This is a genomic window from Marinobacter sp. H13, assembly GCF_059072335.1.
This window is the reverse complement of record NZ_JCACRU010000001.1, coordinates 4,253,533-4,272,027: the sequence shown is the minus strand read 5'-3', so window position 1 is coordinate 4,272,027 and position 18,495 is coordinate 4,253,533. Positions and strand designations below refer to the sequence as shown.

At 56.9% G+C, this 18,495-nt stretch carries 18 protein-coding genes and 1 tRNA gene; 1 reads left to right on the top strand and 18 read right to left on the bottom strand.

Going from position 1 to position 18,495, the window contains the following annotated elements; translation table 11 throughout:
• Positions 1–51: 51 nt before the first annotated feature.
• From ndk to trmJ, 5 genes are all read right to left on the bottom strand, one after another.
• Entirely contained in the window at positions 52–480 is a 429-nt protein-coding gene (gene ndk, locus AC5JQH_RS19960) for a nucleoside-diphosphate kinase (RefSeq protein WP_008174325.1), read from the bottom strand.
• A 68-nt stretch (positions 481–548) separates the two neighbouring features.
• Positions 549–1,697 (bottom strand): IscS subfamily cysteine desulfurase, encoded by a 1,149-nt coding sequence (locus AC5JQH_RS19955; RefSeq protein WP_008174323.1) that lies wholly within the window; start codon positions 1,695–1,697, stop codon positions 549–551.
• Positions 1,698–1,719: 22 nt separating this feature from the next.
• The gene (gene iscR, locus AC5JQH_RS19950; protein WP_008174321.1) at positions 1,720–2,217 is read right to left on the bottom strand and encodes a Fe-S cluster assembly transcriptional regulator IscR; all 498 of its coding nucleotides are present in this window, start codon (positions 2,215–2,217) and stop codon (positions 1,720–1,722) included.
• Between the two features lie 78 nt (positions 2,218–2,295).
• Positions 2,296–3,069, bottom strand: coding sequence for a serine O-acetyltransferase (cysE, locus tag AC5JQH_RS19945; protein WP_053115569.1), 774 nt, complete (start codon positions 3,067–3,069; stop codon positions 2,296–2,298).
• Positions 3,062–3,925 carry a tRNA (cytosine(32)/uridine(32)-2'-O)-methyltransferase TrmJ gene (gene trmJ, locus AC5JQH_RS19940; protein ID WP_493791281.1) on the bottom strand — a complete coding sequence of 288 codons (864 nt, stop codon included), beginning with the start codon at positions 3,923–3,925 and terminating at the stop codon, positions 3,062–3,064. The genes cysE and trmJ overlap by 8 nt, the downstream gene beginning before the upstream one ends.
• A 183-nt stretch (positions 3,926–4,108) precedes the next feature.
• Between trmJ and AC5JQH_RS19935 the strand changes: the two genes are divergently transcribed.
• Positions 4,109–4,909 carry an inositol monophosphatase family protein gene (locus tag AC5JQH_RS19935; RefSeq protein ID WP_064228066.1) on the top strand — a complete coding sequence of 267 codons (801 nt, stop codon included), beginning with the start codon at positions 4,109–4,111 and terminating at the stop codon, positions 4,907–4,909.
• Positions 4,910–4,991: 82 nt separating this feature from the next.
• Here the strand turns inward: AC5JQH_RS19935 and secF are convergent, their stop codons facing one another.
• The 13 genes from secF to AC5JQH_RS19870 form a co-directional block, all read right to left on the bottom strand.
• Complete coding sequence (gene secF / locus AC5JQH_RS19930; protein WP_273018110.1) at positions 4,992–5,945, bottom strand: protein translocase subunit SecF; 954 nt, start codon at positions 5,943–5,945, stop codon at positions 4,992–4,994.
• A complete protein-coding gene (secD, locus tag AC5JQH_RS19925) occupies positions 5,938–7,812 on the bottom strand; it encodes a protein translocase subunit SecD (RefSeq protein WP_273073371.1) in 1,875 nt (624 codons plus the stop codon). The genes secF and secD overlap by 8 nt, the downstream gene beginning before the upstream one ends.
• 95 nt (positions 7,813–7,907) lie before the next feature.
• On the bottom strand, positions 7,908–8,270 hold the full coding sequence (yajC, locus tag AC5JQH_RS19920) for a preprotein translocase subunit YajC (RefSeq protein ID WP_053115014.1): 363 nt from the start codon (positions 8,268–8,270) through the stop codon (positions 7,908–7,910).
• Positions 8,271–8,299: 29 nt separating this feature from the next.
• Positions 8,300–9,421 carry a tRNA guanosine(34) transglycosylase Tgt gene (tgt, locus tag AC5JQH_RS19915; protein WP_273018115.1) on the bottom strand — a complete coding sequence of 374 codons (1,122 nt, stop codon included), beginning with the start codon at positions 9,419–9,421 and terminating at the stop codon, positions 8,300–8,302.
• A gap of 14 nt (positions 9,422–9,435) precedes the next feature.
• Positions 9,436–10,539 carry a tRNA preQ1(34) S-adenosylmethionine ribosyltransferase-isomerase QueA gene (queA, locus tag AC5JQH_RS19910; protein WP_491713511.1) on the bottom strand — a complete coding sequence of 368 codons (1,104 nt, stop codon included), beginning with the start codon at positions 10,537–10,539 and terminating at the stop codon, positions 9,436–9,438.
• Positions 10,540–10,574: 35 nt separating this feature from the next.
• Positions 10,575–10,661, bottom strand: a tRNA-Leu gene (locus AC5JQH_RS19905).
• Between the two features lie 82 nt (positions 10,662–10,743).
• Positions 10,744–11,982 (bottom strand): flagellar hook-associated protein FlgL, encoded by a 1,239-nt coding sequence (gene flgL / locus AC5JQH_RS19900; protein ID WP_273073369.1) that lies wholly within the window; start codon positions 11,980–11,982, stop codon positions 10,744–10,746.
• A gap of 18 nt (positions 11,983–12,000) precedes the next feature.
• Complete coding sequence (flgK, locus tag AC5JQH_RS19895; protein ID WP_273073368.1) at positions 12,001–14,031, bottom strand: flagellar hook-associated protein FlgK; 2,031 nt, start codon at positions 14,029–14,031, stop codon at positions 12,001–12,003.
• A gap of 5 nt (positions 14,032–14,036) precedes the next feature.
• The gene (gene flgJ / locus AC5JQH_RS19890; protein WP_493805896.1) at positions 14,037–15,023 is read right to left on the bottom strand and encodes a flagellar assembly peptidoglycan hydrolase FlgJ; all 987 of its coding nucleotides are present in this window, start codon (positions 15,021–15,023) and stop codon (positions 14,037–14,039) included.
• Between the two features lie 8 nt (positions 15,024–15,031).
• A complete protein-coding gene (locus tag AC5JQH_RS19885; RefSeq protein ID WP_493791278.1) occupies positions 15,032–16,129 on the bottom strand; it encodes a flagellar basal body P-ring protein FlgI in 1,098 nt (365 codons plus the stop codon).
• Positions 16,126–16,818 carry a flagellar basal body L-ring protein FlgH gene (flgH, locus tag AC5JQH_RS19880; protein WP_493791350.1) on the bottom strand — a complete coding sequence of 231 codons (693 nt, stop codon included), beginning with the start codon at positions 16,816–16,818 and terminating at the stop codon, positions 16,126–16,128. The genes AC5JQH_RS19885 and flgH overlap by 4 nt, the downstream gene beginning before the upstream one ends.
• A gap of 28 nt (positions 16,819–16,846) precedes the next feature.
• Complete coding sequence (gene flgG / locus AC5JQH_RS19875) at positions 16,847–17,635, bottom strand: flagellar basal-body rod protein FlgG (RefSeq protein WP_493791277.1); 789 nt, start codon at positions 17,633–17,635, stop codon at positions 16,847–16,849.
• 84 nt (positions 17,636–17,719) lie between these two features.
• Complete coding sequence (locus tag AC5JQH_RS19870; protein WP_493791276.1) at positions 17,720–18,472, bottom strand: flagellar basal body rod protein FlgF; 753 nt, start codon at positions 18,470–18,472, stop codon at positions 17,720–17,722.
• Positions 18,473–18,495: the final 23 nt, after the last annotated feature.

Sequence of the window (18,495 nt, the reverse complement as noted above, 5' to 3'; positions counted from 1 at the left end):
ATCAGATAATCAATTCGGAGGCGACCGGATGATCGCCCCCGATCAACGCAATCAACCCCTCGGGCAGATCTCGTTGTCATTGAAGAAGTAAGCGATTTCGCGCTCGGCAGAAGCCGCGGAATCAGAGCCGTGAACGGCGTTTGCGTCGATGGACGATGCGAAATCAGCGCGGATAGTGCCCGCCTCGGCTTCTTTCGGGTTGGTCGCGCCCATCAGGTCACGGTTTTTAAGGATCGCGCCTTCACCTTCCAGAACCTGCACAACCACCGGACCGGAGGTCATGAATGCAACCAGGTCGTTAAAGAACGGACGCTCTTTGTGCTCTGCGTAAAAGCCTTCTGCCTGCTCCTGGGTGAGGTGCATCATCTTGGCAGCAACGATGTTCAGCCCAGCTTTCTCGAAGCGGCTGTAAATTTCGCCGATCACGTTCTTTGCTACCGCGTCGGGCTTGATAATCGAGAGCGTGCGCTCAGTTGCCATGGTATTTCTCCAGTTTGTGGATGGTTAAAATTCTGGCCTGCGATTATACGCAGTCCGGGGCAAACTTCCTACCGCACTGCGCGGAGGCGACTAACAACATCAACTATTTGCGCGCTGGCAAACGCCACTTCCTCGTTCGTGGTGTAGCGGCCGATGGAAAAGCGCAGCGCACGATGGGCCTGCTGTTCACTCAACCCGATGCCACGAAGCACATATGAGGGCTCTACCGTGGCTGAAGCGCAGGCCGAACCGGAGGATACCGCCAGATCCCGAAGGCCGAGCATGAGGGACTCCGCATCGACGCCTTCAAAGGAAAGATTCATTATGCCCGGGACGCGCCGGGATTCACTGCCGTTGAGAGTGACACCCTCGAGAGGCCGGAGCCCCGAAAGAAACGCCTCCCGCAGGGCTTCCAGCTTCTCCACTTCCTGTTCAAGCGCGGACTGGGCGATCTCGAACGCCTTTCCCATTCCGACAATCTGATGGGTGGGGAGCGTTCCGGAGCGCATTCCTCGCTCATGGCCACCACCATGAATCTGCGCCTCAATACGAACATCTGGCGACCGCCTGACGTACAGGGCGCCGACGCCCTTCGGGCCATAAACCTTGTGGCCGGAAAGCGCCAGCAGATCCACCGGCATGGAGCCAACATCAATTGCCATCTTGCCGGCGGCCTGGGCGGCGTCTACGTGAAAAAGAATGCCTCTCTGGCGCAATTCGGCACCAATGGCGGCAATATCATTGATTGTTCCAAGCTCGTTGTTCACCAACATCAGGCTGACGAGCACGGTATTTTCCTTGAGCGCGTCCAACACCTGATCAAAACCGATGGTTCCGTCGGCTGCCGGCTCCAGCCAGGTGACTTCAGTACCCTGATGCTCCAGCCACTTGCAGGTATCAACAACCGCTTTGTGCTCGATCCTGGAGGTAACGATATGAGCGCCCTGCCGGCCGGCAACCGCCCCTTTGATGGCGAGGTTGTCTGATTCCGTTGCCCCCGAGGTCCAGACAATCTCCCGCGGATCAGCGTGAACGAGACTGGCGACCTTCTTGCGTGCAGCTTCCACTGCGGCTTCTGCCTGCCAACCATAGGCGTGGGTGCGGGATGCCGGATTACCGAATACACCATCCAGCGTGAGGTATTTCATCATTTCATCAGCAACGGCTGGATCAACGGGCGTGGTGGCCGCGTAGTCCATATAAACGGGCTTTTTCATGGATTCCGGAAACTTGTTGGTGTCAGGCCGGCGCCTGATCGGACAGGCGTTCGGTATTGATGGTTTCAGAGCCACTGTCGGACTGGCGGCGATTTTGCCGGTCCGCAACCTGGCGAATTTCATGCTTCCTCATCAGATCTCCGAGACTGATCTCGCTGAGAAACTGATGAATCTGATCACTGAGATCAGACCAGAGGTGGTGAGTCAGACATTTCTCGCCATTCTGGCAATCGCCTTTGTTGCCGCACCGGGTGGTATCCAGCGATTCGCTGACGGCATCAACAACTTCGGCAATGTAGAGATCAGCCGCAGGACGACTGAGCCTGTATCCACCACCGGGACCGCGAATACTGACAACCAGTTTCTGGCGGCGGAGACGGGAGAAAAGCTGCTCCAGGTAGGACAGTGAGATTTCCTGACGCGCCGATATATCGGCCAGACTCACCGGCCCCTGGTCTCCATGCAGAGCCAGATCCAGCATTGCCGTAACGGCATAGCGGCCTTTGGTGGTCAACTTCATAGCGTCAGCCCCATGGCGGGATTGAATCTCAAAAATGCAGAACAGAGTATGAATTGACCAACCATTTCAGTCAAGTATTCAGCGCCGCACCTCTTCGTCGTCTCGCACGCAATCGAAATCCTCCTCGTGGAGCGGTGGCAGTTCGCCATTCTGGTATTCACTGTTCACCTTGCGCAACGCCTTGCACATATTCTCTATGCGGTCATCCACGGCATGCATGTGATCAAGCAACGAGCGCATGGCCCGTGCGACGGGGTCCGGCATTTCTTCTGTAACGCCGTATGCATCGAAGCCCATTCGCTCTTCCATCTCCTTGCGGCGGGCATCGTCTTCGCCCTGGCGTTTGACAATAACGCGGCCAGGGATACCTACAACGGTTGCTCCCTCTGGCACTGCCTTGGTAACCACCGAGTTTGAACCAATCTTGGCACCCTCGCCTACTTCAAAAGGCCCCAGAATCTTGGCGCCGGCACCAACCACCACACTGTTGCCAATCGTGGGATGCCGCTTACCCTTGTTCCAGCTGGTTCCGCCCAGCGTAACGCCCTGATAGAGGGTTACGTCGTCGCCAATCACCGTAGTCTCACCAATAACAACACCCATGCCGTGGTCGATGAAGAAGCGACGACCAATGGTTGCACCCGGATGAATCTCAATGCCGGTAAGCCAACGGGCGATCGTCGAAATGGTCCTCGCAAGCCATTTCAATCCCAAACTCCACAACCAATGGGAAAACCGATGGAAAAGCAGTGCGTGCAAACCGGGATAGTTGGTGAGCACTTCAAAGGTATTCCTGGCGGCGGGGTCCCGATGGAACACGCTGTTAATGTCTTCCCGCAAACGCTCAAACATGGCCATTGTCCTGTTCCGTCGCCGCAGTATCGGCCTCGGTTGATTTGCTGTTGTTCCGTGTGCCCGACGCTTTCTGCACAGCGGTGAGGATGCCCCGGAGGATATTGATCTCCATCTGATCAAGTCTGGCTCGCTGGAACAGCCGCCGCAAGCGCGTCATAAGCTGCCTGGGGTTCTCCCGCCGATGGAAATCAACATAGATAAGCACCTGCTCAAGATGCCCGAAGAAGCCCTCAACATCGTGGACTTTCGCCGGCGGCACATCCCATCCTTCGTCCCCGGGCCGGGTCATCGACTTTAAGTATGGGCTTCCCTCACCGCCTTCAAGGCTTCGGAGGTAATACATCCGCAATTCATAGCACATGACCTGCACCGCCATGGCCAGGTTGAGAGAGCTGTAATCGGGATTGGAGGGAATATGAATATGATAATGACAACGCTGCAGCTCATCGTTGCTGAGACCATGGTTCTCCCTGCCGAACACCATGGCCACCGGGCCACTGCCGGCGTGCTCTGCGGCCGCGGCCGCAGCCTCGGGCGGGGCGCACACCGGCCAGGGGACTTTTCTGCCCCGGGCACTGGTACCCATTACCAGAACGCAGTCGGCAAGCGCCTCATCGAGCGAAGACACCACGTGGGCGCTATCAAGCACATCTGAAGCCCCCGCCGCACGGGCGTATGAAGCCTCGTCCGGAAACGAAGACGGGTTGACCAGCCACAGGTTGCCGAGCCCCATATTTTTCATGGCACGGGCGACTGCGCCGATATTGCCTGAATGGGATGTCTCAACCAGAATGATCCGGATCTGATCCTTAAATGTCTCCGTCCCTTCCTGTGGAAGTGCGCTTTTGTGCATGTTAAGCAGGCCCAAGGTTATTAATCAGGGCGGCAATGATAGCAGAAAGCACCGCCATCCTGCCCCTCCGGAGAACCCGTAACCTCTGGTTATCCGTGCTATTGCTGAGTCAAAAAACATACAAGCGGGGTGATCTTTTGCTATCATACCGGGCCTTCACACACCCGGATAATGAACACTCAGATGCAACCAGCTATTAAAATGGCCCTGCGCGTCGCGCGTCAGGGGTCCGATTATCTGAAAGCCCATTTCGAGCGCCAGGAACCCACCGGCAAGGACGACTCTGAACGCCGTCGTCAACTGGAGCGGGTTGAGCAATCTATATACGATAATTTTGCTGAACAGCTTGAAAAGGCCTACAAGGACCACAGCATCGCGCCTCTGAACGAAGCGAATGCCGGAACCAGCGAGAAAAGCTGGCATATTTTCCCTGTTCTGGGCCGTGAGAATTTCCTGCGGGGCATTCCCGAGTTCGCTCTGGCCCTGTCCCAGAAAAAGAATAACCGCACTGAAAACCTGCTCCTGGTGAACCCTGTCACGGGCGAAGAGTACTCCGCCAGCCGTGGCCATGGTGCTGCCCTGAACAGTCGCCGGGTTCGCGCCTCTGAAATCAAACTGCCAGAGAAAGCAGCCATCGCCACCAACCTGCTGGACCAGGCCCGCAAGAGCGAAGACCCTATGCTCTGGGGCGAAATGGCCGCTGTACTGGCGCGGGATTCCGGCATGTTCCGCACATCCGGCTGCGTGGTTCTGGACATTGCACGGGTTTCTGCGGGACTGATGGACGCGGCGATCATTTTCCGCCCGGAAGCGTCCGATCTGGATCTTGGCGTGACACTCGCCATGGAATCCGGCGCACTGACCGGTGACTTCTCCGGCAACCCGTCTACCGGTAACGCCCGCCAACTGGTCGTGGCGAATCCGAAACTGTTCCGCGAAGTCCTGAAAGTACTGCATCCGTTCCGGGGCCGCCTGCCTCGCTGAGGTTTCCGGTTCTTACGGACACAAAAAAACCGCCAGCATTCTGTGGCGGTTTTTTTGTGTCCGGAATTGGCCAGAAGTACCGTTACATCCGGTTCAGCCACTCCGGTGGCTGCTCTTCTTCTTCGGCATTTTCCGCGCCTTCTTTTGCCGGCACGATCAGGTCATCTCGAGACACGCCCATCACCATCAGCAGATTCGCAGACACGTATATGGAAGAGTAGGTACCGACAACCACACCAATAATCAGAGCCAGGGCGAAGTTGTTGATTGCCTCACCACCCAGAAAGTAGAGCGCAAACAGCACCACAAGAGTCGTACCCGAGGTGTTGATGGTACGCGCGATCGTCTGGTGAATCGATTCGTTGATAATGTCCCAGGACTCACCCACGCGCATCTTGCGGAAGTTCTCCCGAATCCGGTCAGCAACAACGATGGTATCGTTCAAAGAATACCCAATGACCGCAAGCAACGCAGCCAGAACGGTAAGATCGAAGGTCCACTGGAATAACGCAAATACACCCAGAACGATAATGACGTCGTGGGCCAGAGGGACCACCGAGGCAATACCGAATTTGAACTGGAAGCGCATACCCACGTAAATCAGCACCACTGCAAGGGCAATCAGCAATCCGAGGCCACTGTCCTCCTTGAGCTCCTCACCAACCTGGGAACCGACAAACTCGGAGCTTACCAATTCCAGCTCCGCGCCCCCCTCCTCGAGGGTTCGGGTAACTTCAGGTGCCAGCTGATCATTGTCAGCTTCAGCCATGCGCACCAATACCGTGGTGTCAGCCCCGAAGTTCTGAACAGAAAACTGTTCGTAGCCGGCAGCCGTCAGCCTGGAGCGGATTTCATCCAGTTCCGGAGCCTCTGCATATTCAAATTCAACAGAGGTGCCGCCGGTGAAATCCATACCCAGGTTCAAGCCACGGATGGCCAACAGCGCGATAGACACAACGATCAGCGAGATGGAAATTACGGAAGCAATCTTCCGCAAACCCATAAAATCAAACGGTTGCTTTTGATCTTCAGACATTGGCGAGCTTTCCTCCGATCGACAGCTTCTCGACCCTGCGGCCGCCGTAAATAATGTTAACGATGCTCCGGCTGACCATCAGGCCAGAGAACATCGACGTCAGAATCCCGATGCAGAGTGTCACCGCAAACCCTTTCACGGGGCCGGAACCCATTGCGAAAAGAATCACGGCAACCAGCAATGTGGTGATGTTTGCATCAAAGATGGAAACAAAGGCTCGGGAATAACCGGAGTTGATGGCCGTCTGGGGCGGCACGCCCGATTTCAGCTCTTCCTTTATCCTCTCAAAGATAAGCACGTTGGCATCCACCGCCATACCGACGGTCAGAACGATACCGGCGATGCCTGGCAGGGTCAGTGTCGCCGAGAGGATCGACATGCACGCAACGAGCAGCATCAGGTTCAGTGTCAGCGCAATGTTCGCTACCACGCCAAATCCGCGGTAGTAGACAAGCATGTAGAGCAGCACCAGCCCGAAGCCAAGCGCAACGGACATCATGCCGGCGTCTATATTTTTCTGGCCGAGGCTCGGACCAATGGTCCTCTCCTGAACAAAATACATCGGGGCGGCAAGTGCACCGGCGCGCAAGAGCAGCGCCAGTTCTGCGGCTTCCGGAATGGAATCAAGCCCGGTGATCCGGAAACTGCTGCCCAGAGCGGATTGCACTGTGGCAAGGCTGATTATGCCTTTCTCCACAACGCGGTTCTCCACCTCCTGAGGCTCGCCGTCTACCATTCTGGTTTCGGTTTCCGTGCGGTACTCGATGAACAGCACGGCCATCCTGCGGCCAATAGCATTGCGGGTGGCCCGGTTCATCAGGTCGCCACCGACGGAATCCATGGTGATATTGACCTGGGGTTGGCCGTTTTCGTCAAACGCCTGCTGGGCATTGGCCACGTTGTTACCGGTCGCGATCACCTCCTGCTCGAGGCGCGCGGTGCGCTGTGGCTGATCCCGGAAACCAAACTCCTCGGTCTCGCTGCTGGGGGCGTCCTGGCGGGCCTCCATGCGGAACTCAAGGTTCGCGGTTGCACCAAGTACGCGCTTGGCCTGTGCGGTGTCCTGTACGCCAGGCAACTCAACAATAATCCGGTCGGCACCCTGTTGTTGAACGAGGGGCTCAGCAACACCGAGCTCATTCACCCGGTTACGGATCGTTGTGAGGTTCTGCTCCAGAGCATAGTCCTGAATCGCAGTGACCTCAGCCTCGGAGAGCGTCAGGACGAGGAGGAATTCATCACCCTCGCTCTGCTCATCGAGAAGGAATTCGTTGTACTGGTCACGCACCATGTTGAACGCTTCGGTGCGGGAGGCTTCATCACGAAAGCTGAGAACGATCTCGCGGTTATCCTGAACATCTCCGCCACGATAGCGGATCCGCTCTTCCCGCAACTCCCGCTTGATCTGGCCAGACATGGCATCCAGACGCTGGCTGACTGCGGTTTCCATGTCGACTTCCAACAGGAAGTGGACACCGCCACGAAGGTCCAGACCCAGCTTCATCGGGCCGGCACCCAGGCTCTTCAGCCAACCGGGCGTGGAGGCGGCCATATTCAGTGCAACCAGGTATTCGTTTCCAAGAGCAGCCTGCACCAGGGGACGGGCCTGCAATTGGTCTTCAGAGTTGGTGAGACGGATCAGAGCATCCCGATCCTGAAGAGTACTGCTTTTCACCTCGATGCCCCGGCTTTCCAGCACACCAACGGCCCTGTCGAGCACACCGGCATTCACCGCGGTGCTACTGCGGGCGCCGGTAATCTGGATGGCGTAGTCGTCGGGGAAGAGGTTGGGCAAAGCGTAGATAAACCCGATCACGAGCGCGACCAGGATAACCAGGTTTTTCCAAAGCGGATACTTGTTCAGCATGGGATCCCTTGTAGCCGGCCTAGCGGCCAGACTTGGTGTTTCAGCCAGGAAGATTCAAACCGGCCACCAGGGATGGCCGGCTAAATGGCCCCCGCTCAGATGTCCTTGAGCGTGCCCTTCGGCAGCGCCGCAGCAACGGCTACTTTCTGGACCTTGATCTCTACGTTGTCAGCAACTTCCACAACGATGAAATCGTCAGTCACCTTGGTAATTTTGCCGGCAACACCACCAGAGGTCACAACTTCATCACCTTTATTCAGGCCGGACATCAGAGCCTTGTGCTCTTTCGCACGCTTGGACTGCGGGCGCCAGATCAGGAAGTAGAAAATCAGGATGAAGCCGGCGAAAAAGATCACCTGGCCCATAACACCCATTCCCTGAGCAGCCGGGTCCTGCGCCATGGCAAGAGCAGGCATCAGAGCCAAAAGGCCGGCAACGAGCATTTTAATAGCTTTCATTGAATATCTCCGTTGGTTTAGCGAATAGATCAAACATTGCCCAGGGGCGGAACGGTCTCTCCGCGCAGAGCATAGAAGTCGGTTACAAAGTCCGACAATGTACCTGCTTCAATGGCCCCACGCAATTCAGCCATCAGGTTCTGGTAGAACCGGAGGTTGTGGATGGTATTCAGTTGTGAGCCAAGCATTTCTCCACATTTATCCAGATGATGGAGATAACTTCTCGAAAAATTCTTACAGGTATAACAGTCGCAGCGATCGTCCAGCGGCGCGGTGTCATGACGGTGCCGGGCATTGCGGATTTTTACGATCCCGGTTGACGTAAATAGATAGCCATTCCTGGCATTGCGGGTAGGCATTACACAGTCGAACATGTCGACACCGCGACGTACCGCCTCGACGAGATCTTCCGGCCGGCCCACGCCCATCAGGTACCGCGGCTTGTCTTCCGGCATTTTCGGCGGCAAGTGGTCGAGAATCCGGATCATGTCTTCCTTGGGCTCGCCAACCGACAGACCGCCAATGGCGTAGCCATCGAAGCCGATCTCTGTAAGCCCTTCCAGAGAGCGGTCCCTCAGGCCTTCGTACATACCGCCCTGAACGATGCCGAACAACGCCGCAGGATTCCCCTCGTGGGCATCTTTGCTCCGTTGCGCCCATCGCAGCGACAGTTCCATGGAATCTTTTGCCTGACGCTCGGTGGCCGGATAAGGCGTACACTCGTCAAATATCATAACGATGTCCGACCCGAGATCCCGCTGCACCTGGATCGCAATCTCCGGTGACAGCTCCACCGGCGAACCATCTACCGGAGAACGGAAGGTAACCCCGTCCTCGGTGATCTTGCGCATCTCACCCAGACTGAACACCTGGAAACCGCCGGAGTCGGTCAGGATAGGCCCATGCCATTGTGTGAAATCGTGAAGGTCGCCATGGGCCTTGACCACCTCAGTACCGGGCCGAAGCATCAGGTGAAAGGTGTTCCCCAGAATGATTTCAGCACCGATTTCGTGGATATCGCGGGGCAGCATACCCTTGACCGTGCCGTAAGTGCCGACAGGCATGAACGCGGGGGTCTCAACGGTTCCGCGGGGAAACGTCAGCCGGCCACGGCGGGCGCGCCCATCCTCGCCCAGTTTTTCGAACGACATGAAACAGGTTTGTGTCACAAAGCCTCCCCGGCATTATCGTTACCGGCTTCATTGGATTCCACGGTCGCCCCGAGCAACATGCCCCGGCTGGGTTCCTGACCGTTGATAAACATGGCGTCACCGTAACTGAAAAAGCGGTAGCGTTCCTTTACCGCTTCCCGGTAGGCCGACATGACGTTGTCATAGCCGGCAAACGCGCTGACCAACATGATCAGGGTGGATTCCGGCAAATGGAAGTTGGTGATCAGGGCATCCACGGTCTGAAACCGGTAACCCGGGTAAATGAAGATGTCGGTCTCGCCCGTGAACGCCCTCAGGCGACCACCACGGCTGGCCGACTCAAGGGAACGAACCGACGTGGTACCTACGGCAACCACACGCCCTCCCCTTGCACGGTTTCGTTCGATGGCGTCGACGGCATCCTGGGGAACGTTCACCACCTCACTGTGCATGGTGTGATCCTCGATTTTATCGACCCGTACCGGCTGGAATGTGCCGGCACCGACGTGCAGGGTCACAAAGGCACTTTCAATGCCGCAGGCGGCCAGTTTCTCCAGCAAGCCCTCATCGAAATGCAGACCCGCCGTGGGGGCGGCTACGGCGCCTGCTTCCCGGGCGTAAACGGTCTGGTAGCGTTCCCGATCGGTGGATTCGTCCGGACGGTCCACATAGGGCGGCAGTGGCATGTGGCCAATCCGCTCGAGCACCTCAAGCACTGGCTCCTCAGACTCACAGACGAGATGAAACAGCGCTTCGTCCCGCCCCGCCATTCTCAAAGAAGTGCCATCCTCAAGGATAACCTTCTGCCCCTGTTTCAATGCTTTTGAGGCTCGAACATGGGCGATGATGTCATGTTCTCCGGTTACCCGCTCAACCAGAACTTCTACCTGCCCACCGGTCTCCTTCTTGCCAAAAAGGCGCGCAGGGATCACCCGGGTGTTGTTAAACACCAGCAAGTCGCCGGGTTGAAGCAGCTCAGGGAGTTCACTGAATATTCGGTGGTCAAGCTTGCCAGAGAGGCCGTCGAGACAAAGCAGCCTGGACGCGCTGCGATCCTTGAGTGGATAGCGGGCGATCAATTCGTCCGGCAGGTCAAAATGAAAATCGGAGACATTCATGGAATGGACTGTTAACGACGCCGAAGAAAAGAAGATGGTAGCGGCGGGCGGACTCGAACCGCCACGGGTTTTACCCCAACGGATTTTGAATCCGTCGTGTCTACCAATTTCACCACGCCGCCATCGGAGAGTGTTGGGGATTATACTGAGCTAAATCGCGAAAGCAATAAGCCAGCGGACACAACTGCCCGCCGGCTCAGAGTTTTACAATCGATCGAACAGTGACAGCTGCGAAACCTGGGCAAACGACTGCTGGGCCGCCTGCAACACGAAGCTCTGGAAACTCAGGGTGCTGATGGCCTCTGCGTAGTCCACATCCTGCAGCTGGGACCGTATTTCATTGCTGTAGACCGACGAATCCTCCAGGAATGACTTGGTCGATTCCACCGCGTTCATCCGGCCTCCCAACTCCGTCTGCTTGAGGATAATGCTTTCCTGGGCGTTATCGAGGTTGATCAGGGAATTAGCAATCAGGTCGTCGTACTGGGCCTGCCCATTCGGACTGCTCTTGTCGATGTTGTTCAAACCGGAAATCAGGTTCTCAATGGTGCCGAACACCGACTGTTTTTCGTTGATCTTCAGCGTAAACACATCCCCCGCACCAGGCACAGCATCAGTAATTGTTGCCTCTACACCCGCAACTGTGAACGGCTCGCCGCTCTCGTAAACAAGGGGATCAACCGACAATGGATTTCCTTGGCTATCAAACGCCCTTAACTCCGGTGGATTCGGCGCTCCAACGTCGACGACCTCCACTGTAATATCGTCCGGGAACGAGTTGGGGTAGGCGGCAGCCAGATCTGCCTCGTTAACCAGCTTGACGCCTGAAATAGAAGCGCCCGGCGTGCTCACCGTGCTGTGTTCGCCGGTGATGGCCGCAGGAACTCTTACGAAAATGTCCTTGCCGTTATCGCTGATCGGAACGGTGACACCATCATCAATTTCGAGGACTCGCTGGCCCTCGTCGCCCTGGTAAATCCAACTGCCTGAGGGATCCTGCTCAAAGGCCTTTACCGAGCCCTGGAATCCACTAAAGATGTATTCGCCGGAGGCATCACGGGTATTGGCAATATTGGCGAGCTGCCCCAGGCGTTCCTCCAGCTCCGAAGAAATCGACCGCCGGTCGTTGGCCGACAATGACCCATTACCCGCCTGAACCGTCAGCTCCCGGATCCGCTGAATCACATCGATCGAACTTGAAAGAGCATTTTCTTCCTGTTTCAGACGGTTGTCCGCCAGGTCGACGTTGCGCTGATAGGTTTCAACCCGCGAAAGCTCCTGATCCAGCTTCAGAATGCGCGCCGCAGCGACCGGATCGTCGGAAGGTTTGTTTACCCTCTGGCCAGTCGAGATCTGTTGCTGGGTGTTATTCAGGCTGGTATTGAGCTCCTGGAGCCGATTAATACCGCCTGAAAAAATCTGCTGTGATGAAATTCTGATCATGTCACATCACCTCAACCGTTACCGGAAACTCTGTAACAGGGTATTGAACAAATCCTGGGCTACCGACATTACCTGGGCCGAGGCATTATAGGCGGCCTGATACTGGATCAGGCGCCCGGCTTCCTCATCCAGGTTAACGCCGGATACAGATTCCCGCTGATTGGTCGACTGCTCCAGAAGGGTTTTGCCGGCATCCACATCCAATTGGCTCTGGCGTGTTTTAACACCGATATCCTCAACAAGCCCCGCATAGCCTTCGGAAAAGTTCTGGCTACCACCATTCAGCGTGTTGGCCGTGCCAAGCGCCGCCAGCAGTTCCGCATTCCTGTTGTCCGAAACACCGTTGGAGTTGTAATTGATCTCGAAGGTGTCACCGTCAGCCGGCTGGCCCGTTATCTTGAACTGAAAACCCTGGTACTCGGCACCATCCGCCGGATTGTCGCTGAACAGCTCATTGGCAACGCCCGGCGTGTAGGGCCGGTTTGCCGGACCTATCGGGTTTCCACCGCCGTCCGTAACCGTGAACACCAGGCCGGTTCCCGGATCGTCGAATGTTACGGTAATTGGCCCGTTCGCCAGTTGCCCGGTCGATTGGAACGCGGGCAACAGGGAGTTGGTGAACGGGTTCCTGACGTTAAGCATGGTGCCCTGATCAATCTTGCCGGTTCCGATATTGTCATCGCCGGTGGTAGCACGAACCGGACTTGCGAAAGCCAGATCCTCCTCCCGATTGACCACCAGCCCAATGCTCTCCGCCGCATTCCGGCTTGGTTGAATCAGATATTTGTCTCCGGCATTGAACGTGCCGCCCTCCACCCGGATGTTGAAACCGGGCATGGAAATCTCAGACTGGGGCGGATCGGGCAACCGGCCCTGATTGACGGTTCTTCCAGTACCCTGATCAATCAACTCGTAGCTTCGCCCATCGCCACTGAACTGGAGAGTCCAGCGGCCTGCCGGAAGCGCCGAACTGTCGGTTATCTCGACGGCCAACTGTCCGTTGGTCGAGGGCGCGTTATTTCCGTTGGGGACCACGCGGCTCCGTTGCGCCTCGAGCGAATTGATATCTGTGAAGAACAGCCCACCGAGTTCGCCCTCCAGATCCATCCCGATTTCATGCTGGTGATTCATGGTGTCGGAGAGGGCAATGGCAATCCTGCCAAGCTCATCGAATGCCGGTTTCAGACCTTCGGTATCGAAACGCAGGAGGCCACCCAGCTTGCCGCCGGTGATCTGTTCATCAATATTGAGGAGGCGTCCACCGTTGCTCAGTGTGAACTCCAGACGTGTCGGATCTTCGGCATTTTCCCGGGTGCCGAGGGTCGAAGCGTTACTGCCAACCACCAGGGACAAACCGTTCGACAGAGACACGTTAACCTGGCTACCGTCTGCCGGGCTGACTTTTATGCTAATAAGCTCCGACAGCTGCCGCAGTTTCTCATCCCGCTTATCCAACAATTCATTGGGCATTTGCCCCTGGGCAATGCCCGGTGATTCTGAGATCGCCAGGTTCAGTTCCGCAATGCTCTTGAGCAGGGTATTGGCATCCTTCACGCCCTGCTGCATCTGGGTCTTGATGGATTCCCGCTGCTGAATGAATTCCTGGTTAAGGGCCTGGAACCGGTTAACAACCTGTTGCGCCTCGCTCAGAACCAGTTGGCGCTGTGGCAGAGACGTCGGATCCTCGGCTGCGTTCTGAAGGCTGGCAAAAAAGTTGTTCAAGGCATTGCTCAGGCCCGTGTTTTCGCCCCCCAGAAGGTTATCAAGCCTCGAAAGCTCGGAGTTGAGGGCTTGCTGCTCGCCATACAGCGTGCTGTCTTCCCGCACCTGCTGAACCAGGTATTCATTGGCCAGGCGGCGAATGTCCGCAACGCTTACGCCGCTACCAATGGTGCCGGCGCCAGTGCGCTGACCTTCCTGGGTTTCAAACAGCACTTCCTGGCGACTGTAACCAGGCGTATTGGCGTTGGTTATATTGTTGCCTGTGGTATTCAGCGCAGCCTGTTGACTGAGGATGCCGGTCAGACCAATGCCTATCAGCCCTGCCATAAGGTTTACTCCTTCATCCCGTCACTGCCCATGGACAGTGTCATCAGTGAGTCACGGTTCATGATCTGGCGGATTTTACTGCCATAGTTCGGGTCGGTTGCGTAGCCGGCTTCCTGGAGTTTCTCCGCAAACACTTCAGGCTTGTCCGCCGCCGACAGCACGTCCCGGTAACGGGGGTTGGATTCGAGGAACGCAGCATAGTCCCGGAAGCTGGATTCATAATCCTGGTAGGCCCGGAAACTGGCCTGCTCTTTCATGGGCAGACCCTCGCGGTATTCTGTGGTGGTGAGGGAAACGGCATCACCCTTCCACCGGCTATCCGCTTTGATACCAAAGAGGTTAAAGCTTGGCTCGCCCTGCTCTCCCCGGATCATATGCCGGCCCCAGCCGGTTTCCAGGGCCGCCTGGGCCACCATCAGTTTTGGGTCGATGCCGGTATCCCGGCTGATTCGCTCCGCTACCGGAAGCAAGGCACTCACGAAATGCTCCGGCGAATCGAACCGGTCCGGCAATTCGGACACGTTTTTTTCCGGGGCCGCAGTAAACCCTTGCGCCACCAAAACGACTTTCTGAACCTGCCCGGGCAAGCTTGCCGAAAGCGCCGGCATACGCCGGTCATAATCCGCGAGGGAAGCCTTGTGGCCAGCCAGCTTATCGCCTTCACTGTCCAGGCCGGGAATTTGTTGGCTCAGTTGCCGGACCAGCGCCTCGGCGAGACCGGTTCCCTGCCCGCCGGCCATGGTCAGACTCACCTGGTTATCAAACATATCGCGATACAGATCCGACTGATTGCTTTTCAGAAAATTACCTTCGGAAAGCACATCACCAGCCTTGCGCATGGACTTCAGCATCTCAGAAAGGAACAGGCTCTCGAACTGGCGTGCGACCTCTTCCAACGCCGCCCTCTTGTCCGTTCGGGCCTGCGATTTCAGCGCGTTCAGTCCGCTGAAATCGGTATACACCCGGGCCTGCTGAAGCGAATAGTCCTGCATCATGCCACCTAGATAACAATCAGCTCGGCACGCAGCGCACCGGCCTGTTTAAGAGCTTCAAGTACCGCCATAACGTCCCCTGGAGCGGCACCCACCTGGTTCACCGCCTGAACAATCTCGTTCAGGGTGACAGCCGGGCCAAACCTGAACATCCTGGCAGGCTCCTCGGTGATTGCAATCTGGGTATCGGGCTCAAGGGCGGTGTCGCCGCCGGCAAACGGATTAGGCTGTACCACCGCGGGATTTTCCTGAATGGTCACCGTCAGATTGCCGTGGGTCACTGCCGCCGGGCTGACTTTGACATTCTGCCCGACCACGATGGTGCCAGTGCGGCTGTTGATCACCACTTTGGCAGCGTCCTGGGCCGGGGCGACCTCAATGTTCTCAAGTATCGAAAGAAAGCTTACCCGCTGGGACGGATCTCGCGGCGCACGCACGGAAACCGAGGTGGCATCGTGGGCATAGGCCATGTCCGGACCCAGACGATCATTCACCGCCTCAACCACCCGGCGAGCAGTCGTGAAATCCGGTCGCAGGAGATGAAAGGTAATGGTGTCGCCCTCAGTAAACGGCGACAAGACCTCACGCTCGATAGTGGCGCCATTCGGGATACGGCCAACGCTGGGAATATTTACGGTAATCCTGGAACCATCCTGCCCCTGGGCACCAAAACCGCCAACCACCAGACTGCCCTGAGCCATCGCATAGATCTGGCCATCTGCGCCTTTCAGCGATGTCATCAGCAGGGTACCGCCGCGCAGGCTGTCGGCATTGCCGATGGAGGAAACCGTGATATCAATCTCCTGCCCGGCCTTGGCAAACGGTGGCAATGTGGCACTCACGGTTACGGCTGCGACATTGGTGAGTTTCGGATTCACGCCTTCAGACAGAGTGATGCCGAACTGGTTCATCATGTTCCGGAAGGTCTGATTGGTGAACGGTGCCTTGTCGCCGGTTCCGTCAAGACCAACCACGAGTCCGTAGCCCACCAACTGGTTGTTCCTTACCCCTTTGATCCGGGACAGGTCCTTCAGCCGGTCCGCCATCACCGGTGCCGCGATCACCGCCAGGGCAAATACCCAGGCAAGAAAACGCCGCATGCTCATAGCGGCCACCATTCACTGTTAAAGAAGCGGGCAAGCCAACCCATCTGGTTGGCCTGGTCGAAGTCACCGGTACCGCCATAGGCGATACGGGCATCGGCAATACGGTTTGAGGCAACGGAATTGTCCGGCTGGATATCCCGGGGGCGAACCAGCCCGGTCAGGCGGATGTACTCGTCGCCATTAGTCAGCGACAGCCATTTCTCACCCCGGATCCGCAGCACGCCGTTGGGCATCACCTCTGTCACTGTGACGGTGATGCTGCCTGCAAGACTGTTACTCTGATCAGCCTCAGCGGTGCCTTCAAAATCGCGCTCATTGTTCAGTGAGGTGCCGATCCCGAAGTTGTTTTTACCCAGAATGTTCGGCTCCGGCAGAGTGATTTCGTTGTCCTTGGTGATGCTGGTTTCGGCATTTTTTCTGGCACGGGTGGATTCCTGAAGATTCACAGTCAGAACGTCTCCAACGTTCAGGGCCACGGTATCGCCATAGAAGTTGTGGTTGCGCGTGATCTGATATATGGACCCTGACTGCACATCCCTCTGTATCATGGCCTGCGGACGCACCGGCGCATACTCAGGGTCATCCGGGATAGCCCTTGGCCGACTCATGGCAGTACAGCCCTGAAGCAGGATAAGCAGGACTGCCATCATCAAAGTACCGGTGCATGGCACTGCCCGCTTCGAAGTCATCACGCTCATGACGTCACCCCTGGCCGCGTTAGCCAATATTATTGGTAATGAACTGCAGCATCTGGTCCGTCGTGGAGACCACCTTCGAGTTCATTTCGTAGGCGCGCTGGGTGGTAATCATGTTTACCAGCTCTTCCACAACCTCAACGTTGGAGGCCTCCACAGAACCCTGTTCGATGGTGCCAAGCCCGAGCAGACCCGCCTCCCCCTCAACGGGGTTCCCGCTGGCAACGGTTTCCTTGAACAGGTTGTTTCCGATGGCCTGCAGGCCCTGGGGATTGATGAAATCCACCAGTGTGACCTGGCCAAGGTTCACCGGCGCTGCCTGGTCGTCCGTTATCGCCGTTACCGTTCCGTCGGTGCCAATGGTGACATTGGTGGCATTATCGGGAACATTGATGGCCGGCTCCAGAAGGTACCCGTCCGGATTGACCACATCGCCGTTGGAGTTCAGCTGGAACTGACCGTCCCGGGTGTAGGCAATCTGGCCATCCGGCAGCAGAATCTGCAGAAACCCCCGGCCATTAATGGCCATGTCCAGCGGCTGCTCGGTAATCTGAAGGTTGCCCTGGGAGAACTGCTTGACCGTGCCCACAACCCGGACACCCGTACCCAGTTGCAGGCCGGAGGGCAGTTCGGAGTTCTGGGTGCTCAGGCCACCGGGTTGCTGGTTGATCTGGTACAGGAGGTCCTGGAAGACCGCCTTGTCCCGTTTGAAGCCGGTGGTGTTGACGTTGGCCAGGTTGTTGGAAATGGTGGACATGTTGATGTCCTGTGCGCTCAAGCCGGTCTTGCTGACCCAAAGTGCTGGATTCATGCTGCTTACTCCTTACGGGGGCGGCAATCAGGCGGCCAGTTTTTGCCGCTTCAGGCCCGCCATGCCACTGTGTTCGGTCGTTACTTAAAGGTTCTGCAACAGCCGTGCCGCTGCTTCGGAATTGTCGTTGGCGGTGGTCATTACCTTCACCTGCATTTCAAATTGCCGGGAAAGCTGCAGATTGGAAATCATCTCTTCCACCGCATTCACGTTGGAGCTCTCAAGAAACCCCGAGACCACTCTGAGATTTGCATCCGGGGGCTCAGGGCTATCGATTGCCTGGTCCGGTTTGCGGCGCATATGCCCGTCGAGTCCCTTCTCCAGAGCGTCCGGTGGCGGGTTAACCAGCTTCAGCCGATCCACCTCAACCAGTTGATTCGGCGGGCCGCCAACAGGAATAACAGAAATCGTGCCGTCAACGCCGATTTGCACGTTATCGAAAGGCGGCAGCGCAACCGGTCCACCATTGCCAAGCACAAGTTCACCATTGGCCAGGCGCACCAGACCATTCACATCGATCTGAAAACTACCGCTGCGGGTAAACACTTCTTCACCCTGATCATTCTGGATGGCAAGCCACCCTTCACCTTCAACCGCCACATCCAGTTTGCGGCCGGTATCGATAAGGGCGCCTGCGGAAAGGTCTGTGCCGGGTCGTTCTGTCATGGCATAGGCCCGGGTGGGATGGAATTCCCCAAAGACAGGCATGCTACGTGCCTGGGAGAAGTCCTTCTTGAAGCCGGTGGTGCTGACATTCGCCAGATTGTTGGCATGGGCTTGCTGGGCCAGCATGTTCTGCTTGGCGCCAGACATACCGATGTAGAGGGCTTTGTCCATGGGAAAACTCCTGCCGGAATTTT